This window comes from Staphylococcus sp. SM3655 (assembly GCF_016917315.1).
In the GTDB taxonomy this organism is placed as follows: domain Bacteria; phylum Bacillota; class Bacilli; order Staphylococcales; family Staphylococcaceae; genus Staphylococcus; species Staphylococcus aureus.
This window is the reverse complement of the sequence record NZ_CP070305.1, coordinates 202,823-225,233: the sequence shown is the minus strand read 5'-3', so window position 1 is coordinate 225,233 and position 22,411 is coordinate 202,823. Positions and strand designations below refer to the sequence as shown.

Below are 22,411 nucleotides of genomic sequence, written 5' to 3'. Positions count from 1 at the left end.
GTGTGTCGAAAGAAATAGATTGGAGAAAATCCGTTGTATATCAAATTTATCCTAAGTCGTTTAATGATACGACGGGGAATGGTATAGGAGATATCAACGGAATTATAGAAAAATTGGATTATATCAAGTTATTGGGTGTTGATTATATTTGGTTAACACCAGTGTATGAATCACCGATGAATGATAATGGCTATGATATCAGCAATTATTTAGAAATCAATGAAGACTTTGGAACGATAGATGATTTTGAAAAGTTAATCAAAGTTGCGCATCAAAAAGACTTGAAAGTGATGTTAGATATTGTCATTAATCATACGTCGACGGAGCATGAATGGTTTAAAGAAGCCCGTAAATCTAAAGATAACCCTTATAGAGATTATTACTTTTTCAGATCATCTGAAGACGGGCCGCCAACAAATTGGCATTCTAAATTCGGTGGTAATGCATGGAAGTATGATTCTGAGACAGATGAATATTATTTACATTTATTTGATGTCAGTCAAGCTGATTTAAATTGGGATAATCCGGAAGTACGTCAATCGTTATATCGCATAGTCAATCATTGGATAGACTTCGGCGTTGATGGTTTTCGATTTGATGTCATTAACTTAATTTCTAAAGGTGAATTTAAGGACTCTGACAAAATAGGTAAAGAATTTTATACGGATGGTCCTAGAGTGCATGAGTTTCTGCATGAATTAAATCGTCAAACGTTTGGTAACACTGACATGATGACTGTAGGAGAAATGTCTTCGACGACGATTGAAAATTGTATTAAGTATACACAGCCAGAACGCCAAGAATTGAATAGTGTTTTTAATTTTCATCATCTAAAGGTTGATTATGTTGATGGTGAAAAGTGGACAAATGCGAAGCTTGATTTTCATAAGTTAAAGGAAATTCTGATGCAATGGCAACGAGGTATTTATGACGGTGGCGGATGGAACGCGATTTTCTGGTGTAATCATGATCAGCCACGGGTAGTGTCTAGATTTGGTGATGATACGTCGGAAGAGATGAGGATACAAAGTGCTAAAATGTTAGCTATCGCACTGCATATGTTGCAAGGGACGCCATATATTTACCAAGGTGAAGAAATTGGTATGACGGACCCACATTTTACATCAATAGCACAATATCGTGATGTTGAATCGATTAATGCCTACCATCAGTTGTTAAGTGAAGGGCATGCTGAAGCGGATGTGTTAGCGATTTTAGGACAGAAGTCACGAGACAATTCGAGAACGCCTATGCAATGGAGTGATGATGTTAATGCTGGATTTACAGCTGGTAAGCCTTGGATTGATATTTCGGAAAATTATCATCAGGTCAACGTTAGACAAGCACTTCAGAATAAAGATTCTATTTTCTATACGTATCAAAAATTAATACAATTAAGACATACGCATGATATTATTACGTATGGAGACATTGTGCCACGTTTTATGGATCATGATCATTTATTTGTTTATGAACGTCATTATAAGAATCAACAATGGCTAGTAATTGCGAATTTCTCAGCATCGGCTGTTGATTTGCCAGAAGGATTGGCTAGCGAAGGTCGTGTTGTGATTCAAACAGGCACAGTGGAAAATAATACGATAAGCGGGTTTGGTGCAATTGTAATCGAAACAAACGCGTAAAATAAATTGAGTGGATGCGTTTATATGATGAAGCAAAAGAAGTTTATGAAGATTTATGAGGCGTTGAAAGAAGATATACTAAACGGGCAGATTCAATATGGTGAACAAATTCCGTCTGAACATGATTTGGTGCAATTGTACCAGTCATCTCGAGAGACCGTGCGTAAGGCATTAGATTTGTTGGCATTAGACGGCATGATTCAAAAGATTCATGGTAAAGGGTCACTTGTCATTTATCAGGAGGTTACAGAGTTTCCATTTTCTGAACTTGTTAGTTTTAAAGAAATGCAAGAAGAAATGGGCGTCGCATATTTAACTGAAGTTGTTGTGAATGAGGTTGTTGAAGCGCATGAAGTTCCAGAAGTTCAACATGCTTTAAACATCAATTCTAGTGAATCGCTCATTCATATTGTTAGAACTCGTCGGCTTAACCAACATGTGAAGATTGTTGATGAAGATTATTTTCTAAAGTCGATTGTTTCAGATATAGGTAATGATGTTGCGAGTGATTCTATTTATGATTATTTGGAAAAGGTATTAAATCTTAATATTAGTTATTCAAGTAAGTCTATTACTTTTGAACCGTTTGATGAACAAGCATATCAATTGTTTGGTGATGTATCGGTGGCTTATTCAGCAACAGTTCGAAGTATTGTGTATTTAGAAAATACAATGCCGTTTCAATATAATATTTCAAAACATCTTGCAAATGAATTTAAATTTAACGACTTCTCAAGACGTCGTACAAAGTAAACAATGATATAAATGATTTATACTTGCAATTAACTATTAAAATATAGTAATATATATCTTGCCGTGCTAGGTGGGGAGGTAGCGGTTCCCTGTACTCGAAATCCGCTTTATGCGAGGCTTAATTCCTTTGTTGAGGCCGTATTTTTGCGAAGTCTGCCCAAAGCACGTAGTGTTTGAAGATTTCGGTCCTATGCAATATGAACCCATGAACCATGTCAGGTCCTGACGGAAGCAGCATTAAGTGGATCATCATATGTGCCGTAGGGTAGCCGAGATTTAGCTAACGACTTTGGTTACGTTCGTGAATTACGTTCGATGCTTAGGTGCACGGTTTTTTATTTTTTAAATATTAAACCGATTATTAAGAGTTGAAAATATATATTTATTTATAGAAGCTACTTTCTTGAAGACAATTCAGCGTATTATACGTGGAACATGTTTGTGGGAAGTAGCTTTTTTATATGTGAAGTTTGATTCAAGTGAACTCGATGTGCAGTTTGAATGATTTTTGTGTCAATGAAAAGTAAGAAGTTATAATTTGATGATAAAGAAATGATGGTGAAATGAGGGGGAGTATCTTACAATAGAATTATTAATGAGATACGTTATGATTATTGACAATCAAATGCCTACGGAGGACATATGCAAATATATTTAAGTACTTTAACAGAGTTAGATTATGATAAATCTTTAAATAGTATTGAAGAAAGTTTTGATGATAATCCTGAAACGAGTTGGCAAGCACGTGCGAAAGTAAAACATTTAAGAAAATCTCCTTGCTATAATTTTGAATTAGAAGTAATAGCGAAAAATGAAAATAACGATGTCGTTGGACACGTTTTATTAATTGAAGTAGAAATTAATAGTGATGATAAGACGTATTATGGTTTGGCGATTGCCTCTTTATCAGTTCATCCTGAATTACGTGGACAAAAATTAGGTCGTGGCTTGGTTCAAGCAGTAGAAGAGCGTGCCAAAGCACAAGAGTATAGTACGGTTGTTGTAGACCATTGTTTTGACTACTTTGAAAAGTTGGGTTATCAAAATGCTGCTGAGCATGACATTAAATTAGAATCTGGTGATGCACCGTTACTTGTAAAATATTTATGGGATAATTTGACGGATGCACCACACGGAATCGTAAAATTTCCAGAACATTTTTATTAATTGTTCAATTAAGAAGTAAAGGTATTATCATGCTATAATGAGAGGTAATTGTTTATGGAGGTGCTAACTTGAATTATCAAGCCTTATATCGTATGTACAGACCCCAAAGTTTCGAGGATGTCGTCGGACAAGAACATGTCACGAAGACATTGCGCAATGCGATTTCTAAAGAAAAACAGTCGCATGCTTATATTTTTAGTGGTCCGAGAGGCACGGGGAAAACGAGTATTGCCAAAGTGTTTGCTAAAGCAATCAACTGTTTAAATAGCACTGATGGAGAACCTTGTAATGAATGTCATATTTGTAAAGGCATTACGCAGGGGACTAATTCAGATGTGATAGAAATTGATGCTGCTAGTAATAATGGCGTTGATGAAATAAGAAATATTAGAGACAAAGTTAAATATGCACCAAGTGAATCGAAATATAAAGTTTATATTATAGATGAGGTGCACATGCTAACAACAGGTGCTTTTAATGCCCTTTTAAAGACGTTAGAAGAACCTCCAGCACACGCTATTTTTATATTGGCAACGACAGAACCACATAAAATCCCTCCAACAATCATTTCTAGGGCACAACGTTTTGATTTTAAAGCAATTAGCCTAAATCAAATTGTTGAACGTTTAAAATTTGTAGCAGATGCACAACAAATTGAATGTGAAGATGAAGCCTTGGCATTTATCGCTAAAGCGTCTGAAGGGGGTATGCGTGATGCATTAAGTATTATGGATCAGGCTATTGCATTTGGTGATGGTACGTTAACATTGCAAGATGCGTTGAATGTCACAGGTAGCGTACATGATGAAGCGTTGGATCACTTGTTTGATGATATTGTACAAGGTGACGTACAAGCATCTTTTAAAAAATACCATCAGTTTATAACAGAGGGTAAAGAAGTGAATCGCCTAATAAATGATATGATTTATTTTGTCAGAGATACGATTATGAATAAAACATCTGAGAAAGATACTGAGTATCGAGCACTGATGAACTTAGAATTAGATATGTTATATCAAATGATTGATCTTATTAATGATACATTAGTGTCGATTCGTTTTAGTGTGAATCAAAACGTTCATTTTGAAGTGTTGTTAGTAAAATTAGCTGAGCAGATTAAGGGTCAACCACAAGTGATTGCGAATGTAGCTGAACCAGCACAAATTGCTTCATCGCCAAACACAGATGTATTGTTGCAACGTATGGAACAGTTAGAGCAAGAACTAAAAACACTAAAAGCACAAGGAGTGAGTGTCGCTCCTGCTCAAAAATCTTCGAAAAAGCCTGCGAGAGGCATACAAAAATCTAAAAATGCATTTTCAATGCAACAAATTGCAAAAGTGCTAGATAAAGCGAATAAGGCAGATATCAAATTGTTGAAAGATCATTGGCAAGAAGTGATTGATCATGCCAAAAACAATGATAAAAAATCACTCGTTAGTTTATTGCAAAATTCGGAACCTGTGGCGGCAAGTGAAGATCACGTACTTGTGAAATTTGAGGAAGAGATCCATTGTGAAATCGTCAATAAAGACGACGAGAAACGTAGTAGTATAGAAAGTGTTGTATGTAATATCGTTAATAAAAACGTTAAAGTTGTTGGTGTACCATCAGATCAATGGCAAAGAGTTCGAACGGAGTATTTACAAAATCGAAAAAACGAAGGCGATGATATGCCAAAGCAACAAGCGCAACAAACAGATATTGCTCAAAAAGCAAAAGATCTTTTCGGTGAAGAAACTGTACATGTGATAGATGAAGAGTGATACATGACAAGCGATATAATCGTATGTATAATGAAAGAAACATCATTTTATTGATAAATATTTATTGATTTTCAAGGAGGAAATGGAATATGCGCGGTGGCGGAAACATGCAACAAATGATGAAACAAATGCAAAAAATGCAAAAGAAAATGGCTCAAGAACAAGAAAAACTTAAAGAAGAGCGTATTGTAGGAACAGCTGGCGGTGGCATGGTTGCAGTTACTGTAACTGGTCATAAAGAAGTTGTCGACGTTGAAATCAAAGAAGAAGCTGTAGACCCAGATGATATTGAAATGCTACAAGACTTAGTGTTAGCAGCTACTAATGAAGCGATGAATAAAGCTGATGAGCTTACTCAAGAACGTTTAGGTAAACATACTCAAGGCTTAAACATCCCTGGAATGTGATCATAGATGCATTATCCAGAACCTATATCAAAACTTATTGATAGCTTTATGAAATTGCCAGGCATTGGTCCAAAGACAGCCCAACGTCTGGCTTTTCATACCTTAGATATGAAAGAAGACGATGTTGTTCAGTTTGCCAAAGCATTAGTAGATGTTAAGAGAGAATTAACATATTGTAGCGTATGTGGTCACATTACTGAAAATGATCCATGTTATATTTGTGAAGATAAACAAAGAGATCGTTCAGTTATTTGTGTTGTGGAAGATGACAAAGATGTCATAGCTATGGAAAAAATGAGAGAATACAAAGGTTTATATCACGTTTTACATGGGTCTATTTCGCCTATGGATGGCATTGGACCAGAAGATATTAATATTCCTTCATTGATTGAACGCTTGAAAAACGATGAAGTTAGCGAATTAATCTTAGCTATGAACCCGAACTTAGAGGGGGAATCTACAGCCATGTATATTTCTAGATTAGTTAAGCCTATAGGTATCAAAGTGACGAGATTAGCACAAGGGTTATCGGTAGGTGGCGATTTAGAGTATGCTGACGAAGTAACATTATCTAAAGCAATCGCAGGTAGAACAGAAATGTAATGTCTTCTATTAAACATTTTTGATTTTAATACTATAGTAAGAAAAGTCACAGTGTAATCATTGTGGCTTTTTTTATGGTGTGGTGTGATGTACTACTTTATTTGCGGTGTGGCGGTGGTATGGTTTACCTAGTTTTACTGAGGGATGGGTAATCTTTAGGAAGCAAGCCGTTGGTTGTGATTTGTTACTTCTAATAGTAATGATGTGAATTGGATTATCGAATTAGATCTATGGTTATGGTGTGTTGGTGCTATTAATTTGATAAATGCGGTTAATGACTATGCAAATGAAATTCTTTTGTAATTGAAATGATAGATGCTGGCTTAGTAGTTGTACTTCTTTGGTCTAAAGCTTATTAAATCAGCCTGTATAGCGGTGTTTTGAGAGATTATTTAAAACTTGTAAATTTATTTTTAATTTCTGGTAAAAAAATAACGTTCTGTTTTGCGGTTTTTTTGATTGATATGGTTAGAGAAAAAGCTGTTTCTTGTTCTAAAAAACGTACTATTTATAAGTGGGGGTTTTTTAAGTTCGATTTTTAGGATAAGGGCGTTCAGAACAGATGGCAAAGGTGTAATTTTTACTGTTGTTAAGCAGTTTGAAAGCCTGTATAGTATTTATTTGTTGAGGCAAACAAAACAACTCAACTTAAGAAATAACTTGAATTACTAACGAAAATTAATTTTAAAAAGTTGTTGACTTAAATGTTAATAAAATGTATAATTAATTCTTGTCGGTAAGAAAAATGAACATTGAAAACTGAATGACAATATGTCAACGTTAATTCCAAAAAACGTAACTATAAGTTACAAACATTATTTAGTATTTATGAGCTAATCAAACATCATAATTTTTATGGAGAGTTTGATCCTGGCTCAGGATGAACGCTGGCGGCGTGCCTAATACATGCAAGTCGAGCGAACGGACGAGAAGCTTGCTTCTCTGATGTTAGCGGCGGACGGGTGAGTAACACGTGGATAACCTACCTATAAGACTGGGATAACTTCGGGAAACCGGAGCTAATACCGGATAATATTTTGAACCGCATGGTTCAAAAGTGAAAGACGGTCTTGCTGTCACTTATAGATGGATCCGCGCTGCATTAGCTAGTTGGTAAGGTAACGGCTTACCAAGGCAACGATGCATAGCCGACCTGAGAGGGTGATCGGCCACACTGGAACTGAGACACGGTCCAGACTCCTACGGGAGGCAGCAGTAGGGAATCTTCCGCAATGGGCGAAAGCCTGACGGAGCAACGCCGCGTGAGTGATGAAGGTCTTCGGATCGTAAAACTCTGTTATTAGGGAAGAACATATGTGTAAGTAACTGTGCACATCTTGACGGTACCTAATCAGAAAGCCACGGCTAACTACGTGCCAGCAGCCGCGGTAATACGTAGGTGGCAAGCGTTATCCGGAATTATTGGGCGTAAAGCGCGCGTAGGCGGTTTTTTAAGTCTGATGTGAAAGCCCACGGCTCAACCGTGGAGGGTCATTGGAAACTGGAAAACTTGAGTGCAGAAGAGGAAAGTGGAATTCCATGTGTAGCGGTGAAATGCGCAGAGATATGGAGGAACACCAGTGGCGAAGGCGACTTTCTGGTCTGTAACTGACGCTGATGTGCGAAAGCGTGGGGATCAAACAGGATTAGATACCCTGGTAGTCCACGCCGTAAACGATGAGTGCTAAGTGTTAGGGGGTTTCCGCCCCTTAGTGCTGCAGCTAACGCATTAAGCACTCCGCCTGGGGAGTACGACCGCAAGGTTGAAACTCAAAGGAATTGACGGGGACCCGCACAAGCGGTGGAGCATGTGGTTTAATTCGAAGCAACGCGAAGAACCTTACCAAATCTTGACATCCTTTGACAACTCTAGAGATAGAGCCTTCCCCTTCGGGGGACAAAGTGACAGGTGGTGCATGGTTGTCGTCAGCTCGTGTCGTGAGATGTTGGGTTAAGTCCCGCAACGAGCGCAACCCTTAAGCTTAGTTGCCATCATTAAGTTGGGCACTCTAAGTTGACTGCCGGTGACAAACCGGAGGAAGGTGGGGATGACGTCAAATCATCATGCCCCTTATGATTTGGGCTACACACGTGCTACAATGGACAATACAAAGGGCAGCGAAACCGCGAGGTCAAGCAAATCCCATAAAGTTGTTCTCAGTTCGGATTGTAGTCTGCAACTCGACTACATGAAGCTGGAATCGCTAGTAATCGTAGATCAGCATGCTACGGTGAATACGTTCCCGGGTCTTGTACACACCGCCCGTCACACCACGAGAGTTTGTAACACCCGAAGCCGGTGGAGTAACCTTTTAGGAGCTAGCCGTCGAAGGTGGGACAAATGATTGGGGTGAAGTCGTAACAAGGTAGCCGTATCGGAAGGTGCGGCTGGATCACCTCCTTTCTAAGGATATATTCGGAACATCTTCTTCAGAAGATGCGGAATAATGTGACATATTGTATTCAGTTTTGAATGTTTATTTAACATTCAAATATTTTTTGGTTAAAGTGATATTGCTTATGCGAGCGCTTGACAATCTATTCTTTTTAAAGAAAGCGGTTGTCAGACAATGCATTAAGAAAAATTAAAGCGGAGTTTACTTTTGTAAATGAGCATTTGATTTTTTGAAAATAAAGCAGTATGCGAGCGCTTGACTAAAAAGAAATTGTACATTGAAAACTAGATAAGTAAGTAAAATATAGATTTTACCAAGCAAAACCGAGTGAATAAAGAGTTTTAAATAAGCTTGAATTCATAAGAAATAATCGCTAGTGTTCGAAAGAACACTCACAAGATTAATAACGCGTTTCCTGTAGGATGGAAACATAGATTAAGTTATTAAGGGCGCACGGTGGATGCCTTGGCACTAGAAGCCGATGAAGGACGTTACTAACGACGATATGCTTTGGGGAGCTGTAAGTAAGCTTTGATCCAGAGATTTCCGAATGGGGAAACCCAGCATGAGTTATGTCATGTTATCGATATGTGAATACATAGCATATCAGAAGGCACACCCGGAGAACTGAAACATCTTAGTACCCGGAGGAAGAGAAAGAAAATTCGATTCCCTTAGTAGCGGCGAGCGAAACGGGAAGAGCCCAAACCAACAAGCTTGCTTGTTGGGGTTGTAGGACACTCTATACGGAGTTACAAAGGACGACATTAGACGAATCATCTGGAAAGATGAATCAAAGAAGGTAATAATCCTGTAGTCGAAAATGTTGTCTCTCTTGAGTGGATCCTGAGTACGACGGAGCACGTGAAATTCCGTCGGAATCTGGGAGGACCATCTCCTAAGGCTAAATACTCTCTAGTGACCGATAGTGAACCAGTACCGTGAGGGAAAGGTGAAAAGCACCCCGAAAGGGGAGTGAAATAGAACCTGAAACCGTGTGCTTACAAGTAGTCAGAGCCCGTTAATGGGTGATGGCGTGCCTTTTGTAGAATGAACCGGCGAGTTACGATTTGATGCAAGGTTAAGCAGTAAATGTGGAGCCGTAGCGAAAGCGAGTCTGAATAGGGCGTTTAGTATTTGGTCGTAGACCCGAAACCAGGTGATCTACCCTTGGTCAGGTTGAAGTTCAGGTAACACTGAATGGAGGACCGAACCGACTTACGTTGAAAAGTGAGCGGATGAACTGAGGGTAGCGGAGAAATTCCAATCGAACCTGGAGATAGCTGGTTCTCTCCGAAATAGCTTTAGGGCTAGCCTCAAGTGATGATTATTGGAGGTAGAGCACTGTTTGGACGAGGGGCCCCTCTCGGGTTACCGAATTCAGACAAACTCCGAATGCCAATTAATTTAACTTGGGAGTCAGAACATGGGTGATAAGGTCCGTGTTCGAAAGGGAAACAGCCCAGACCACCAGCTAAGGTCCCAAAATATATGTTAAGTGGAAAAGGATGTGGCGTTGCCCAGACAACTAGGATGTTGGCTTAGAAGCAGCCATCATTTAAAGAGTGCGTAATAGCTCACTAGTCGAGTGACACTGCGCCGAAAATGTACCGGGGCTAAACATATTACCGAAGCTGTGGATTGTCCTTTGGACAATGGTAGGAGAGCGTTCTAAGGGCATTGAAGCATGATCGTAAGGACATGTGGAGCGCTTAGAAGTGAGAATGCCGGTGTGAGTAGCGAAAGACGGGTGAGAATCCCGTCCACCGATTGACTAAGGTTTCCAGAGGAAGGCTCGTCCGCTCTGGGTTAGTCGGGTCCTAAGCTGAGGCCGACAGGCGTAGGCGATGGATAACAGGTTGATATTCCTGTACCACCTATAATCGTTTTAATCGATGGGGGGACGCAGTAGGATAGGCGAAGCGTGCGATTGGATTGCACGTCTAAGCAGTAAGGCTGAGTATTAGGCAAATCCGGTACTCGTTAAGGCTGAGCTGTGATGGGGAGAAGACATTGAGTCTTCGAGTCGTTGATTTCACACTGCCGAGAAAAGCCTCTAGATAGAAAATAGGTGCCCGTACCGCAAACCGACACAGGTAGTCAAGATGAGAATTCTAAGGTGAGCGAGCGAACTCTCGTTAAGGAACTCGGCAAAATGACCCCGTAACTTCGGGAGAAGGGGTGCTCTTTAGGGTTAACGCCCAGAAGAGCCGCAGTGAATAGGCCCAAGCGACTGTTTATCAAAAACACAGGTCTCTGCTAAACCGTAAGGTGATGTATAGGGGCTGACGCCTGCCCGGTGCTGGAAGGTTAAGAGGAGTGGTTAGCTTCTGCGAAGCTACGAATCGAAGCCCCAGTAAACGGCGGCCGTAACTATAACGGTCCTAAGGTAGCGAAATTCCTTGTCGGGTAAGTTCCGACCCGCACGAAAGGCGTAACGATTTGGGCACTGTCTCAACGAGAGACTCGGTGAAATCATAGTACCTGTGAAGATGCAGGTTACCCGCGACAGGACGGAAAGACCCCGTGGAGCTTTACTGTAGCCTGATATTGAAATTCGGCACAGCTTGTACAGGATAGGTAGGAGCCTTTGAAACGTGAGCGCTAGCTTACGTGGAGGCGCTGGTGGGATACTACCCTAGCTGTGTTGGCTTTCTAACCCGCACCACTTATCGTGGTGGGAGACAGTGTCAGGCGGGCAGTTTGACTGGGGCGGTCGCCTCCTAAAAGGTAACGGAGGCGCTCAAAGGTTCCCTCAGAATGGTTGGAAATCATTCATAGAGTGTAAAGGCATAAGGGAGCTTGACTGCGAGACCTACAAGTCGAGCAGGGTCGAAAGACGGACTTAGTGATCCGGTGGTTCCGCATGGAAGGGCCATCGCTCAACGGATAAAAGCTACCCCGGGGATAACAGGCTTATCTCCCCCAAGAGTTCACATCGACGGGGAGGTTTGGCACCTCGATGTCGGCTCATCGCATCCTGGGGCTGTAGTCGGTCCCAAGGGTTGGGCTGTTCGCCCATTAAAGCGGTACGCGAGCTGGGTTCAGAACGTCGTGAGACAGTTCGGTCCCTATCCGTCGTGGGCGTAGGAAATTTGAGAGGAGCTGTCCTTAGTACGAGAGGACCGGGATGGACATACCTCTGGTGTACCAGTTGTCGTGCCAACGGCATAGCTGGGTAGCTATGTGTGGACGGGATAAGTGCTGAAAGCATCTAAGCATGAAGCCCCCCTCAAGATGAGATTTCCCAACTTCGGTTATAAGATCCCTCAAAGATGATGAGGTTAATAGGTTCGAGGTGGAAGCATGGTGACATGTGGAGCTGACGAATACTAATCGATCGAAGACTTAATCAAAATAAATGTTTTGCGAAGCAAAATCACTTTTACTTACTATCTAGTTTTGAATGTATAATTTACATTCATATGTCTGGTGACTATAGCAAGGAGGTCACACCTGTTCCCATGCCGAACACAGAAGTTAAGCTCCTTAGCGTCGATGGTAGTCGAACTTACGTTCCGCTAGAGTAGAACGTTGCCAGGCAAAAAATGGATGCGATGAGCCGCATTGAGACCGCAAGGTCTCTTTTTTTTATGTCTAAAACATCAAAATAAAAAGCAAACACAAAGAAAAATGGCTTGGCGAAGTGAAAACGTTTGAATCTGACGAAACGAGAAAAGAGCGCAACGAGTTTAGTAGAGCTAAATGAGTAAGCGAGAGCCGAAGGAGAGGAAAGAGCAAGCGATTGTCACAAGTCAAGAAAGGTTCTTAGCGACGATGGTAGCCAACTTACGTTCCGCTAGAGTAGAACGTTGCCAGGCAAAAAATGGATGCGATGAGCCGCATTGAGACCGCAAGGTCTCTTTTTTTTATGTCTAAAACGTCAAAATAAAAAGTAAACACAAAGAAAAATGGCTTGGCGAAGTGAAAACGTTTGAATCTGACGAAACGAGAAAAGAGCGCAACGAGTTTAGTAGAGCTAAATGAGTAAGCGAGAGCCGAAGGAGAGGAAAGAAGCAAGCGATTGTCACAAGTCAAGAAAGGTCTTTAGCGGCGATGGTAGCCAACTTACGTTCCGCTAGAGTAGAACGTTGCCAGGCAAGTTGAGACCGCAAGGTCTCTTTTTTTTATGTCTAAAACATCAAAATAAAAAGCAAACACAAAGAAAAATGGCTTGGCGAAGTGAAAACGTTTGAATCTGACGAAACGAGAAAAGAGCGCAACGAGTTTAGTAGAGCTAAATGAGTAAGTGAGAGCCGAAGGAGAGGAAAGAAGCAAGCGATTGTCACAAGTCAAGAAAGGTCTTTAGCGGCGATGGTAGCCAACTTACGTTCCGCTAGAGTAGAACGTTGCTAGGCAAGAAATGGATGTGATGAGCCGCATTGAGTGTGAAATTGATATTTTAATAATGTGCACTTTTGATTATTTAAATCTGTGACTAGAAGTATAAGTGAAGACATTCAGAAGTATTATAAAAAGTGAACAGCAGTAAGATAGTTTTTAATCATAAATCATCTTACTGCTGTTTTTAGATTTTATGTCTAATATTTTTTAAATCGAAATACAAAAAGGAAATTAATTATTATACAATAGACAAGCTATTGCATAAGTAACACTAACTTTTGTCAAAGAAGTGTTACTATATAATTAATACTTTTGAAAGTAACTAATTCCAAAACAGTGTAAATAAAGGAAGCGTATATCATGAAGCAACCTATTTTAAATAAATTAGAAAGTTTAAATCAAGAAGAAGCGATTTCTTTGCATGTTCCGGGTCATAAAAATATGACTATCGGTCATTTATCTCAATTATCAATGACAATGGATAAAACTGAAATACCTGGATTAGATGATTTACATCATCCTGAAGAAGTCATTTTGGAAAGTATGAAGCAGGTGGAGAAACATTCAGATTATGATGCTTATTTCTTAGTGAATGGCACCACTTCAGGAATATTATCTGTCATCCAGTCTTTTTCACAGAAAAAAGGCGATATCTTAATGGCAAGAAATGTACATAAATCTGTGTTACATGCGCTCGATATTAGCCAACAAGAAGGGCATTTTATTGAAACGCATCAAAGTCCGTTAACGAATCATTATAATAAAGTTAATTTAAGCCGTTTGAATAATGACGGTCACAAACTTGCTGTGTTGACTTATCCTAACTATTACGGTGAAACATTTAATGTAGAAGAGGTTATCAAATCTTTGCACCAATTAAATATTCCTGTACTCATTGACGAAGCACACGGCGCGCACTTTGGATTGCAAGGATTTCCAGATTCTACATTAAATTATCAAGCTGACTATGTTGTTCAATCTTTTCATAAAACGTTACCAGCTTTAACGATGGGCTCGGTACTTTATATTCATAAAAATGCACCTTATAGAGAAACTATTATAGAATATCTAAGCTACTTCCAAACATCTAGTCCTTCGTATTTGATTATGGCTAGTTTAGAGTCAGCTGCCGAGTTCTATAAAACATATGATAGTACCGTGTTTTTTGATAAGAGAGCGCAATTAATCGAATGTTTGGAGAAGAAGGGTTTTGAAATGCTTCAAGTTGATGATCCGTTGAAGTTGCTGATAAAATATGAAGGTTTTACAGGTCATGATATTCAAAATTGGTTTATGAATGCACATATCTATTTAGAATTAGCGGACGACTATCAAGCATTAGCGATATTGCCGTTATGGCATCATGATGATACGTATTTATTTGATTCGCTTTTACGTAAAATTGAAGATATGATTTTACCGAAAAAATCAGTTTCTAAAGTTAAACAAACACAACTTTTAACAACTGAAGGTAACTATAAACCAAAACGCTTTGAATATGTTACTTGGTGTGATTTGAAAAAGGCAAAAGGTAAAGTTCTGGCGCGACATATTGTCCCGTATCCGCCAGGGATTCCTATTATTTTCAAAGGAGAAACAATAACTGAAAATATGATAGAATTGGTAAATGAATATCTGGAAACTGGAATGATAGTTGAAGGAATTAAAAATAATAAAATTTTAGTTGAGGATGAATAAAATGTCAGCTTTTATAACTTTTGAGGGCCCAGAAGGCTCTGGAAAAACAACTGTAATTAATGAAGTTTACCATAGATTAGTAAAAGATTATGATGTCATTATGACTAGAGAACCAGGTGGTGTTCCTACTGGTGAAGAAATACGTAAAATTGTATTAGAAGGCAATGATATGGACATTAGAACTGAAGCAATGTTATTTGCTGCATCTAGAAGAGAACATCTTGTATTAAAGGTCATACCAGCTTTAAAAGAAGGTAAGGTTGTGTTGTGTGATCGCTATATCGATAGTTCATTAGCTTATCAAGGTTATGCTAGAGGGATTGGCGTTGAAGAAGTAAGAGCATTAAACGAATTTGCAATAAATGGATTATATCCAGACTTGACGATTTATTTAAATGTTAGTGCTGAAGTAGGTCGCGAACGTATTATTAAAAATTCAAGAGATCAAAATAGATTAGATCAAGAAGATTTAAAGTTTCACGAAAAAGTAATTGAAGGTTACCAAGAAATCATTCATAATGAATCACAACGGTTCAAAAGCGTTAATGCAGATCAACCTCTTGAAAATGTTGTTGAAGACACGTATCAAACTATCATCAAATATTTAGAAAAGATATGATATAATTGTTAGAAGAGGTGTTATAAAATGAAAATGATTATAGCGATCGTACAAGATCAAGATAGTCAGGAACTTGCAGATCAACTTGTTAAAAATAACTTTAGAGCAACAAAATTGGCAACAACAGGTGGGTTTTTAAGAGCGGGTAATACAACATTCTTATGTGGTGTCAATGATGACCGTGTAGATGAAATATTGTCTGTGATTAATCAAACGTGTGGTAATAGAGAACAGTTGGTTTCACCTATTACACCTATGGGAGGCAGTGCGGATTCGTACATTCCATATCCAGTTGAAGTTGAAGTTGGCGGTGCTACTGTATTTGTTATGCCAGTTGATGCATTCCATCAATTTTAATTCTATAATACAATCATCAATTAGAGATACTTAAAATAGTGTATTAATAAGTTATTAACAATTTTGGGTTGCTTGACTGCGACTAGTTCAGATGCCAATAGATTTGATTTTTGTGGTTCTAAAAATAATCACAAATCATGGTCGCTATTGTTGCAGTAATTAGTTGCTCTTTGGCAACCTTTTTATATAAAAGCAAAAGGGAGTTTGTAATGAATGGATGAACAGCAACAATTGACGAATGCATATCATTCAAATAAATTATCGCATGCCTATTTATTTGAAGGTGATGATGCACAAACGATGAAACAAGTTGCGATTAATTTTGCAAAGCTTATTTTATGTCAAACAGATAGTCAATGTGAAACAAAGGTTAGTACATATAATCATCCAGACTTTATGTATATATCAACAACTGAGAATGCAATTAAGAAAGAACAAGTTGAACAACTTGTGCGTCATATGAATCAACTTCCTATAGAAAGCACAAATAAAGTGTACATCATTGAAGACTTTGAAAAGTTAACTGTTCAAGGGGAAAACAGTATCTTGAAATTTCTTGAAGAACCACCGGACAATACGATTGCTATTTTATTGTCTACAAAACCTGAGCAAATTTTAGACACAATCCATTCAAGGTGTCAGCATGTATATTTCAAGCCTATTGATAAAGAAAAGTTTATAAATAGATTAGTTGAACAAAACATGTCTAAGCCAGTAGCTGAAATGATTAGTACTTATACTACGCAAATAGATAATGCAATGGCTTTAAATGAAGAATTTGATTTATTAGCATTAAGGAAATCAGTTATACGTTGGTGTGAATTGTTGCTTACTAATAAGCCAATGGCACTTATAGGTATTATTGATTTATTGAAACAGGCTAAAAATAAAAAACTGCAATCTTTAACTATTGCAGCTGTGAATGGTTTCTTCGAAGATATCATACATACAAAGGTAAATGTAGAGGATAAACAAATATATAGTGATTTAAAAAATGATATTGATCAATATGCGCAAAAGTTGTCGTTTAATCAATTAATTTTGATGTTTGATCAACTGACGGAAGCACATAAGAAATTGAATCAAAATGTAAATCCAACGCTTGTATTTGAACAAATCGTAATTAAGGGTGTGAGTTAGATGCCAAATGTAATAGGTGTTCAGTTTCAAAAAGCGGGAAAATTAGAATATTATACACCTAATGATATACAAGTAGATATAGATGACTGGGTAGTTGTCGAATCTAAAAGAGGCATAGAGATAGGTATTGTTAAAAATCCATTAATGGATATTGCTGAAGAGGATGTTGTGTTACCTCTTAAAAATATTATTCGCGTTGCTGATGACAAAGATATTGATAAATTTAATTGTAATGAACGAGATGCTGAAAATGCATTAATACTATGTAAAGACATTGTAAGAGAACAAGGTTTGGACATGCGTTTAGTCAATTGCGAATATACATTAGATAAATCGAAAGTTATTTTTAATTTTACGGCGGATGATCGTATTGATTTTAGAAAATTAGTAAAAATATTAGCGCAACATTTAAAAACACGTATCGAGTTGAGACAAATTGGTGTAAGGGATGAAGCCAAATTGCTTGGCGGTATCGGACCTTGTGGTAGGTCGTTATGTTGTTCTACATTTTTAGGGGATTTTGAACCAGTATCGATTAAGATGGCTAAGGATCAAAATTTATCATTAAATCCAACTAAAATTTCTGGTGCATGTGGTCGTTTGATGTGTTGTTTAAAATATGAAAATGACTATTATGAGGAAGTACGTGCACAATTACCTGATATTGGTGAAGCAATTGAAACGCCTGATGGTAACGGGAAAGTAGTTGCTTTAAATATATTAGACATTTCTATGCAGGTGAAGCTTGAGGGACATGAACAGCCACTTGAATATAAATTAGAAGAAATAGAAACTATGCATTAAGGAGGCATTATTACATTTGGATCGCAATGAAATATTTGAAAAAATAATGCGTTTAGAAATGAATGTCAATCAACTTTCAAAGGAAACTTCAGAATTAAAGGCACTTGCAGTTGAATTAGTAGAAGAAAATGTAGCGCTTCAACTTGAAAATGATAATTTGAAAAAGGTGTTGGGCAATGATGAACCAACTACTATTGATACTGCGAATTCAAAACCAGCAAAAGCTGTGAAAAAGCCATTACCAAGTAAAGATAATTTGGCTATATTGTATGGAGAAGGATTTCATATTTGTAAAGGCGAATTATTTGGAAAACATCGACATGGTGAAGATTGTCTGTTCTGTTTAGAAGTTTTAAGTGATTAATCAAGCACTCTCAAATAGTGTTATAATTATAAATGAATATGATTTGGATAAGTCTGAGACAATGCATGTTTCAGGCTTTAATTGTGTATAAAGTTTTGGTGATTGCATAAGAGATGGCGGTACTAAATGTTATTATTAAGTGTGCACGCAGTATCATTAGTTATAAAATGTAGCTGTTAAAAGTCAAAAATACATCGAATGTAGTTAGGCATATAATATAAAAAGAGTTTTCAATTACTCAATAGAAAAAGGTTGTCTTCATAGGAGTTAAAAATGTTAAAAGAGAATGAACGATTTGATCAACTAATCAAAGAAGATTTTAGTATTATTCAAAATGATGATGTTTTTTCGTTTTCAACGGATGCTTTGTTGTTAGGGCATTTTACAAAACCTAGAACAAAAGATATTGTGTTGGACTTATGTTCAGGCAATGGGGTGATACCGTTGTTATTGTTTGCGAAACATCCACGACATATAGAAGGTGTTGAGATTCAAAAAACACTTGTCGATATGGCGCGACGCACATTTCAATTCAATGATGTTGATGAATATATAACAATGCATCACATGGATTTGAAAAACGTTACTAAAGTATTTAAACCTTCACAATATACTTTAGTAACGTGTAATCCACCTTATTTTAAAGAGAATCAGCAACACCAACATCAAAAAGAAGCACATAAGATAGCGAGACATGAGATTATGTGTACACTTGAAGATTGCATGATTGCAGCCCGTCATTTATTAAAAGAAGGTGGCAGGCTAAACATGGTACATCGTGCAGAGAGACTAATGGATGTCTTGTTTGAAATGAGAAAAGTGAATATTGAACCTAAGAAAGTCGTTTTTATATATAGTAAAGTAGGGAAATCAGCACAAACGATAGTAGTAGAAGGTCGAAAAGGTGGAAATCAAGGTTTAGAAATCATGCCCCCATTTTATATTTATAATGAAGATGGTAATTATAGCGAAGAAATGAAGGAAGTATATTATGGATAGTCATTTTGTATATATTGTAAAATGTAGTGATGGAAGTTTATATACAGGATACGCTAAAGACGTTAATGCACGTGTTGAAAAACATAACCGAGGTCAAGGAGCCAAATATACGAAAGTAAGACGTCCGGTGCATTTAGTTTATCAAGAAATGTATGAGACAAAGTCTGAAGCATTGAAGCGTGAATATGAAATTAAAACTTATACCAGACAAAAGAAATTGCGATTAATTAAGGAGCGATAGTATGGCTGTATTATATTTAGTGGGCACACCAATTGGTAATTTAGCAGATATTACTTATAGAGCAGTTGATGTATTGAAACGTGTTGATATGATTGCTTGTGAAGACACTAGAGTAACTAGTAAGCTGTGTAATCATTATGATATTCCAACTCCATTAAAGTCATATCACGAACATAACAAGGATAAGCAGACTGCTTTTATCATTGAACAGTTAGAATTAGGTCTTGACGTTGCGCTCGTATCTGATGCTGGATTGCCCTTAATTAGTGATCCTGGATACGAATTAGTAGTGGCAGCCAGAGAAGCTAATATTAAAGTAGAGACTGTGCCTGGACCTAATGCTGGGCTGACGGCTTTGATGGCTAGTGGATTACCTTCATATGTATATACATTTTTAGGATTTTTGCCACGAAAAGAGAAAGAAAAAAGTGCTGTATTAGAGCAACGTATGCATGAAAATAGCACATTAATTATATACGAATCACCGCATCGTGTGACAGATACATTAAAAACAATTGCAAAGATAGATGCAACACGACAAGTATCACTAGGGCGTGAATTAACTAAGAAGTTCGAACAAATTGTAACTGATGATGTAACACAATTACAAGCATTGATTCAGCAAGGCGATGTACCATTGAAAGGCGAATTCGTTATCTTAATTGAAGGTGCTAAAGCGAACAATGAGATATCGTGGTTTGATGATTTATCTATCAATGAGCATGTTGATCATTATATTCAAACTTCACAGATGAAACCAAAACAAGCTATTAAAAAAGTTGCTGAAGAACGACAACTTAAAACGAATGAAGTATATAATATTTATCATCAAATAAGTTAATCACTTTATCGATTATATGAAATTTTAAACGATTTTATAAACGCAAGCTGTAATTTTAAATGGTAAGTTATCATTTTGCATTGATACTGATAAAATGATGTTGACTATGATAAAAAAATGATGACATCGACGTTTTTTAATGTAAAATAAATACATTGAAAGTAATAAATACCTTAACATTGAATAAGATGAAAATGAGATGACGAGATAAATGTTCGCGTCCGTTGAAATGCATAGAAATCTTAGATATTATTTGAAGTGAGACATTACGAGGAGGAACAGTTATGGCTAAAGAAACATTTTATATAACAACCCCAATATACTATCCTAGTGGGAATTTACATATAGGACATGCATATTCTACAGTGGCTGGAGATGTTATTGCAAGATATAAGAGAATGCAAGGATATGATGTTCGTTATTTGACTGGAACGGATGAACACGGTCAAAAAATTCAAGAAAAAGCTCAAAAAGCTGGTAAGACAGAAATTGAATATTTGGATGAGATGATTGCTGGAATTAAACAATTGTGGGCTAAGCTTGAAATTTCAAATGATGATTTTATCAGAACAACTGAAGAACGTCATAAACATGTCGTTGAGCAAGTGTTTGAACGTTTATTAAAGCAAGGTGATATCTATTTAGGTGAATATGAAGGTTGGTATTCTGTTCCGGATGAAACATACTATACAGAGTCACAATTAGTAGACCCACAATACGAAAACGGTAAAATTATTGGTGGCAAAAGTCCAGATTCTGGACACGAAGTTGAACTAGTTAAAGAAGAAAGTTATTTCTTTAATATTAGTAAATATACAGACCGTTTATTAGAGTTCTATGACCAAAATCCAGATTTTATACAACCACCATCAAGAAAAAATGAAATGATTAACAACTTCATTAAACCAGGACTTGCTGATTTAGCTGTTTCTCGTACATCATTTAACTGGGGTGTCCATGTTCCGTCTAATCCAAAACATGTTGTTTATGTTTGGATTGATGCGTTAGTTAACTATATTTCAGCATTAGGCTATTTATCAGATGATGAGTCACTATTTAACAAATACTGGCCAGCAGATATTCATTTAATGGCTAAGGAAATTGTGCGATTCCACTCAATTATTTGGCCTATTTTATTGATGGCATTAGACTTACCGTTACCTAAAAAAGTCTTTGCACATGGTTGGATTTTGATGAAAGATGGAAAAATGAGTAAATCTAAAGGTAATGTTGTAGACCCTAATATTTTAATTGATCGCTATGGTTTAGATGCTACACGTTATTATCTAATGCGTGAATTACCATTTGGTTCAGATGGCGTATTTACACCTGAAGCATTTGTTGAGCGTACAAATTTCGATCTAGCAAATGACTTAGGTAACTTAGTAAACCGTACGATTTCTATGGTTAATAAGTACTTTGATGGCGAATTACCAGCGTATCAAGGTCCACTTCATGAATTAGATGAAGAAATGGAAGCTATGGCTTTAGAAACAGTGAAAAGCTACACTGAAAGCATGGAAAGTTTGCAATTTTCTGTGGCATTATCTACGGTATGGAAGTTTATAAGTAGAACGAATAAGTATATTGACGAAACAACGCCTTGGGTATTAGCTAAGGACGATAGCCAAAAAGATATGTTAGGCAATGTAATGGCTCACTTAGTTGAAAATATTCGTTATGCAGCTGTATTATTACGTCCATTCTTAACACATGCGCCGAAAGAGATTTTTGAACAATTGAACATAAACAATCCTCAATTTATGGAATTTAGTAGTTTAGAGCAATATGGTGTGCTTACTGAGTCAATTATGGTTACTGGGCAACCTAAACCTATTTTCCCAAGATTGGATAGCGAAGCGGAAATTGCATATATCAAAGAATCAATGCAACCGCCTGCTACTGAAGAGGAAAAAGAAGAGATTCCTAGCAAACCTCAAATTGATATTAAAGACTTTGATAAAGTTGAAATTAAGGCAGCAACGATTATTGATGCTGAACATGTTAAGAAGTCAGATAAGCTTTTAAAAATTCAAGTAGACTTAGATTCTGAACAAAGACAAATTGTATCAGGAATTGCCAAATTCTATACACCAGATGATATTATTGGTAAAAAAGTAGCAGTTGTTACTAACCTGAAACCAGCTAAATTAATGGGACAAAAATCTGAAGGTATGATATTATCTGCTGAAAAAGATGGTGTATTAACCTTAGTAAGTTTACCAAGTGCAATTCCAAATGGTGCAGTGATTAAATAACTGTATTTTTA

The 22,411-nt window shown here is 37.3% G+C and carries 18 protein-coding genes, 3 rRNA genes and 1 other RNA gene; all 22 read left to right on the top strand.

Translation table 11 applies throughout. From position 1 onward, the window contains the following. Nucleotides 1–2 precede the first annotated feature (2 nt). The 22 genes from treC to metG all read left to right on the top strand — a co-directional run bounded on the left by treC (nucleotide 3) and on the right by metG (nucleotide 22,400). Nucleotides 3–1,643 carry an alpha,alpha-phosphotrehalase gene (gene treC, locus JQN76_RS01185; protein WP_000031494.1) on the top strand — a complete coding sequence of 547 codons (1,641 nt, stop codon included), beginning with the start codon at nucleotides 3–5 and terminating at the stop codon, nucleotides 1,641–1,643. Nucleotides 1,644–1,667: 24 nt separating this feature from the next. After that, nucleotides 1,668–2,396, top strand: a complete 729-nt coding sequence (gene treR, locus JQN76_RS01180) for a trehalose operon repressor (RefSeq protein ID WP_000977611.1) — start codon at nucleotides 1,668–1,670, stop codon at nucleotides 2,394–2,396. Nucleotides 2,397–2,457: 61 nt separating this feature from the next. After that, nucleotides 2,458–2,727: signal recognition particle sRNA large type (ffs, locus tag JQN76_RS01175), an RNA gene on the top strand. 72 nt (nucleotides 2,728–2,799) lie between these two features. Beyond that, a complete protein-coding gene (locus JQN76_RS01170) occupies nucleotides 2,800–2,901 on the top strand; it encodes a hypothetical protein (protein ID WP_001790661.1) in 102 nt (33 codons plus the stop codon). 137 nt (nucleotides 2,902–3,038) lie between these two features. Continuing rightward, entirely contained in the window at nucleotides 3,039–3,563 is a 525-nt protein-coding gene (locus JQN76_RS01165) for a GNAT family N-acetyltransferase (protein WP_001167828.1), read from the top strand. Between the two features lie 68 nt (nucleotides 3,564–3,631). Then, nucleotides 3,632–5,329, top strand: a complete 1,698-nt coding sequence (dnaX, locus tag JQN76_RS01160) for a DNA polymerase III subunit gamma/tau (protein ID WP_001109057.1) — start codon at nucleotides 3,632–3,634, stop codon at nucleotides 5,327–5,329. Between the two features lie 89 nt (nucleotides 5,330–5,418). Then, on the top strand, nucleotides 5,419–5,736 hold the full coding sequence (locus JQN76_RS01155; RefSeq protein ID WP_001213992.1) for a YbaB/EbfC family nucleoid-associated protein: 318 nt from the start codon (nucleotides 5,419–5,421) through the stop codon (nucleotides 5,734–5,736). Nucleotides 5,737–5,742: 6 nt separating this feature from the next. After that, nucleotides 5,743–6,339, top strand: coding sequence for a recombination mediator RecR (recR, locus tag JQN76_RS01150; protein ID WP_000559156.1), 597 nt, complete (start codon nucleotides 5,743–5,745; stop codon nucleotides 6,337–6,339). Nucleotides 6,340–6,543: 204 nt separating this feature from the next. Further along, complete coding sequence (locus JQN76_RS01145; protein WP_001791812.1) at nucleotides 6,544–6,642, top strand: hypothetical protein; 99 nt, start codon at nucleotides 6,544–6,546, stop codon at nucleotides 6,640–6,642. A 549-nt stretch (nucleotides 6,643–7,191) separates the two neighbouring features. Next, a 16S ribosomal RNA gene (locus tag JQN76_RS01140) occupies nucleotides 7,192–8,743 on the top strand. 425 nt (nucleotides 8,744–9,168) lie between these two features. After that, nucleotides 9,169–12,091, top strand: a 23S ribosomal RNA gene (locus tag JQN76_RS01135). A gap of 72 nt (nucleotides 12,092–12,163) precedes the next feature. Beyond that, nucleotides 12,164–12,278, top strand: a 5S ribosomal RNA gene (rrf, locus tag JQN76_RS01130). The 16S, 23S and 5S rRNA genes sit together here, the layout of an rRNA operon. Nucleotides 12,279–13,439: 1,161 nt before the next feature. Further along, nucleotides 13,440–14,777 (top strand): aminotransferase class V-fold PLP-dependent enzyme, encoded by a 1,338-nt coding sequence (locus JQN76_RS01125; protein ID WP_000812832.1) that lies wholly within the window; start codon nucleotides 13,440–13,442, stop codon nucleotides 14,775–14,777. Nucleotide 14,778: 1 nt separating this feature from the next. Further along, nucleotides 14,779–15,396, top strand: coding sequence for a dTMP kinase (gene tmk / locus JQN76_RS01120; protein WP_001272126.1), 618 nt, complete (start codon nucleotides 14,779–14,781; stop codon nucleotides 15,394–15,396). A gap of 27 nt (nucleotides 15,397–15,423) precedes the next feature. Further along, entirely contained in the window at nucleotides 15,424–15,753 is a 330-nt protein-coding gene (locus JQN76_RS01115; RefSeq protein ID WP_000781979.1) for a cyclic di-AMP receptor DarA, read from the top strand. Between the two features lie 213 nt (nucleotides 15,754–15,966). Next, a complete protein-coding gene (locus JQN76_RS01110; protein WP_000344337.1) occupies nucleotides 15,967–16,893 on the top strand; it encodes a DNA polymerase III subunit delta' C-terminal domain-containing protein in 927 nt (308 codons plus the stop codon). After that, a complete protein-coding gene (locus tag JQN76_RS01105) occupies nucleotides 16,894–17,697 on the top strand; it encodes a PSP1 domain-containing protein (RefSeq protein WP_001134193.1) in 804 nt (267 codons plus the stop codon). 16 nt (nucleotides 17,698–17,713) lie between these two features. Next, complete coding sequence (gene yabA / locus JQN76_RS01100; RefSeq protein WP_000375686.1) at nucleotides 17,714–18,061, top strand: DNA replication initiation control protein YabA; 348 nt, start codon at nucleotides 17,714–17,716, stop codon at nucleotides 18,059–18,061. A gap of 273 nt (nucleotides 18,062–18,334) precedes the next feature. Further along, nucleotides 18,335–19,060: a tRNA1(Val) (adenine(37)-N6)-methyltransferase gene (locus JQN76_RS01095; RefSeq protein WP_000910684.1), complete on the top strand. Its 726-nt coding sequence runs from the start codon at nucleotides 18,335–18,337 to the stop codon at nucleotides 19,058–19,060. Then, nucleotides 19,053–19,301, top strand: coding sequence for a GIY-YIG nuclease family protein (locus JQN76_RS01090; RefSeq protein ID WP_000377064.1), 249 nt, complete (start codon nucleotides 19,053–19,055; stop codon nucleotides 19,299–19,301). The genes JQN76_RS01095 and JQN76_RS01090 overlap by 8 nt, the downstream gene beginning before the upstream one ends. 1 nt (nucleotide 19,302) lies before the next feature. Continuing rightward, entirely contained in the window at nucleotides 19,303–20,142 is an 840-nt protein-coding gene (rsmI, locus tag JQN76_RS01085) for a 16S rRNA (cytidine(1402)-2'-O)-methyltransferase (RefSeq protein ID WP_000279926.1), read from the top strand. Nucleotides 20,143–20,426: 284 nt separating this feature from the next. Then, nucleotides 20,427–22,400, top strand: a complete 1,974-nt coding sequence (gene metG, locus JQN76_RS01080; RefSeq protein WP_001051129.1) for a methionine--tRNA ligase — start codon at nucleotides 20,427–20,429, stop codon at nucleotides 22,398–22,400. Nucleotides 22,401–22,411: the final 11 nt, after the last annotated feature.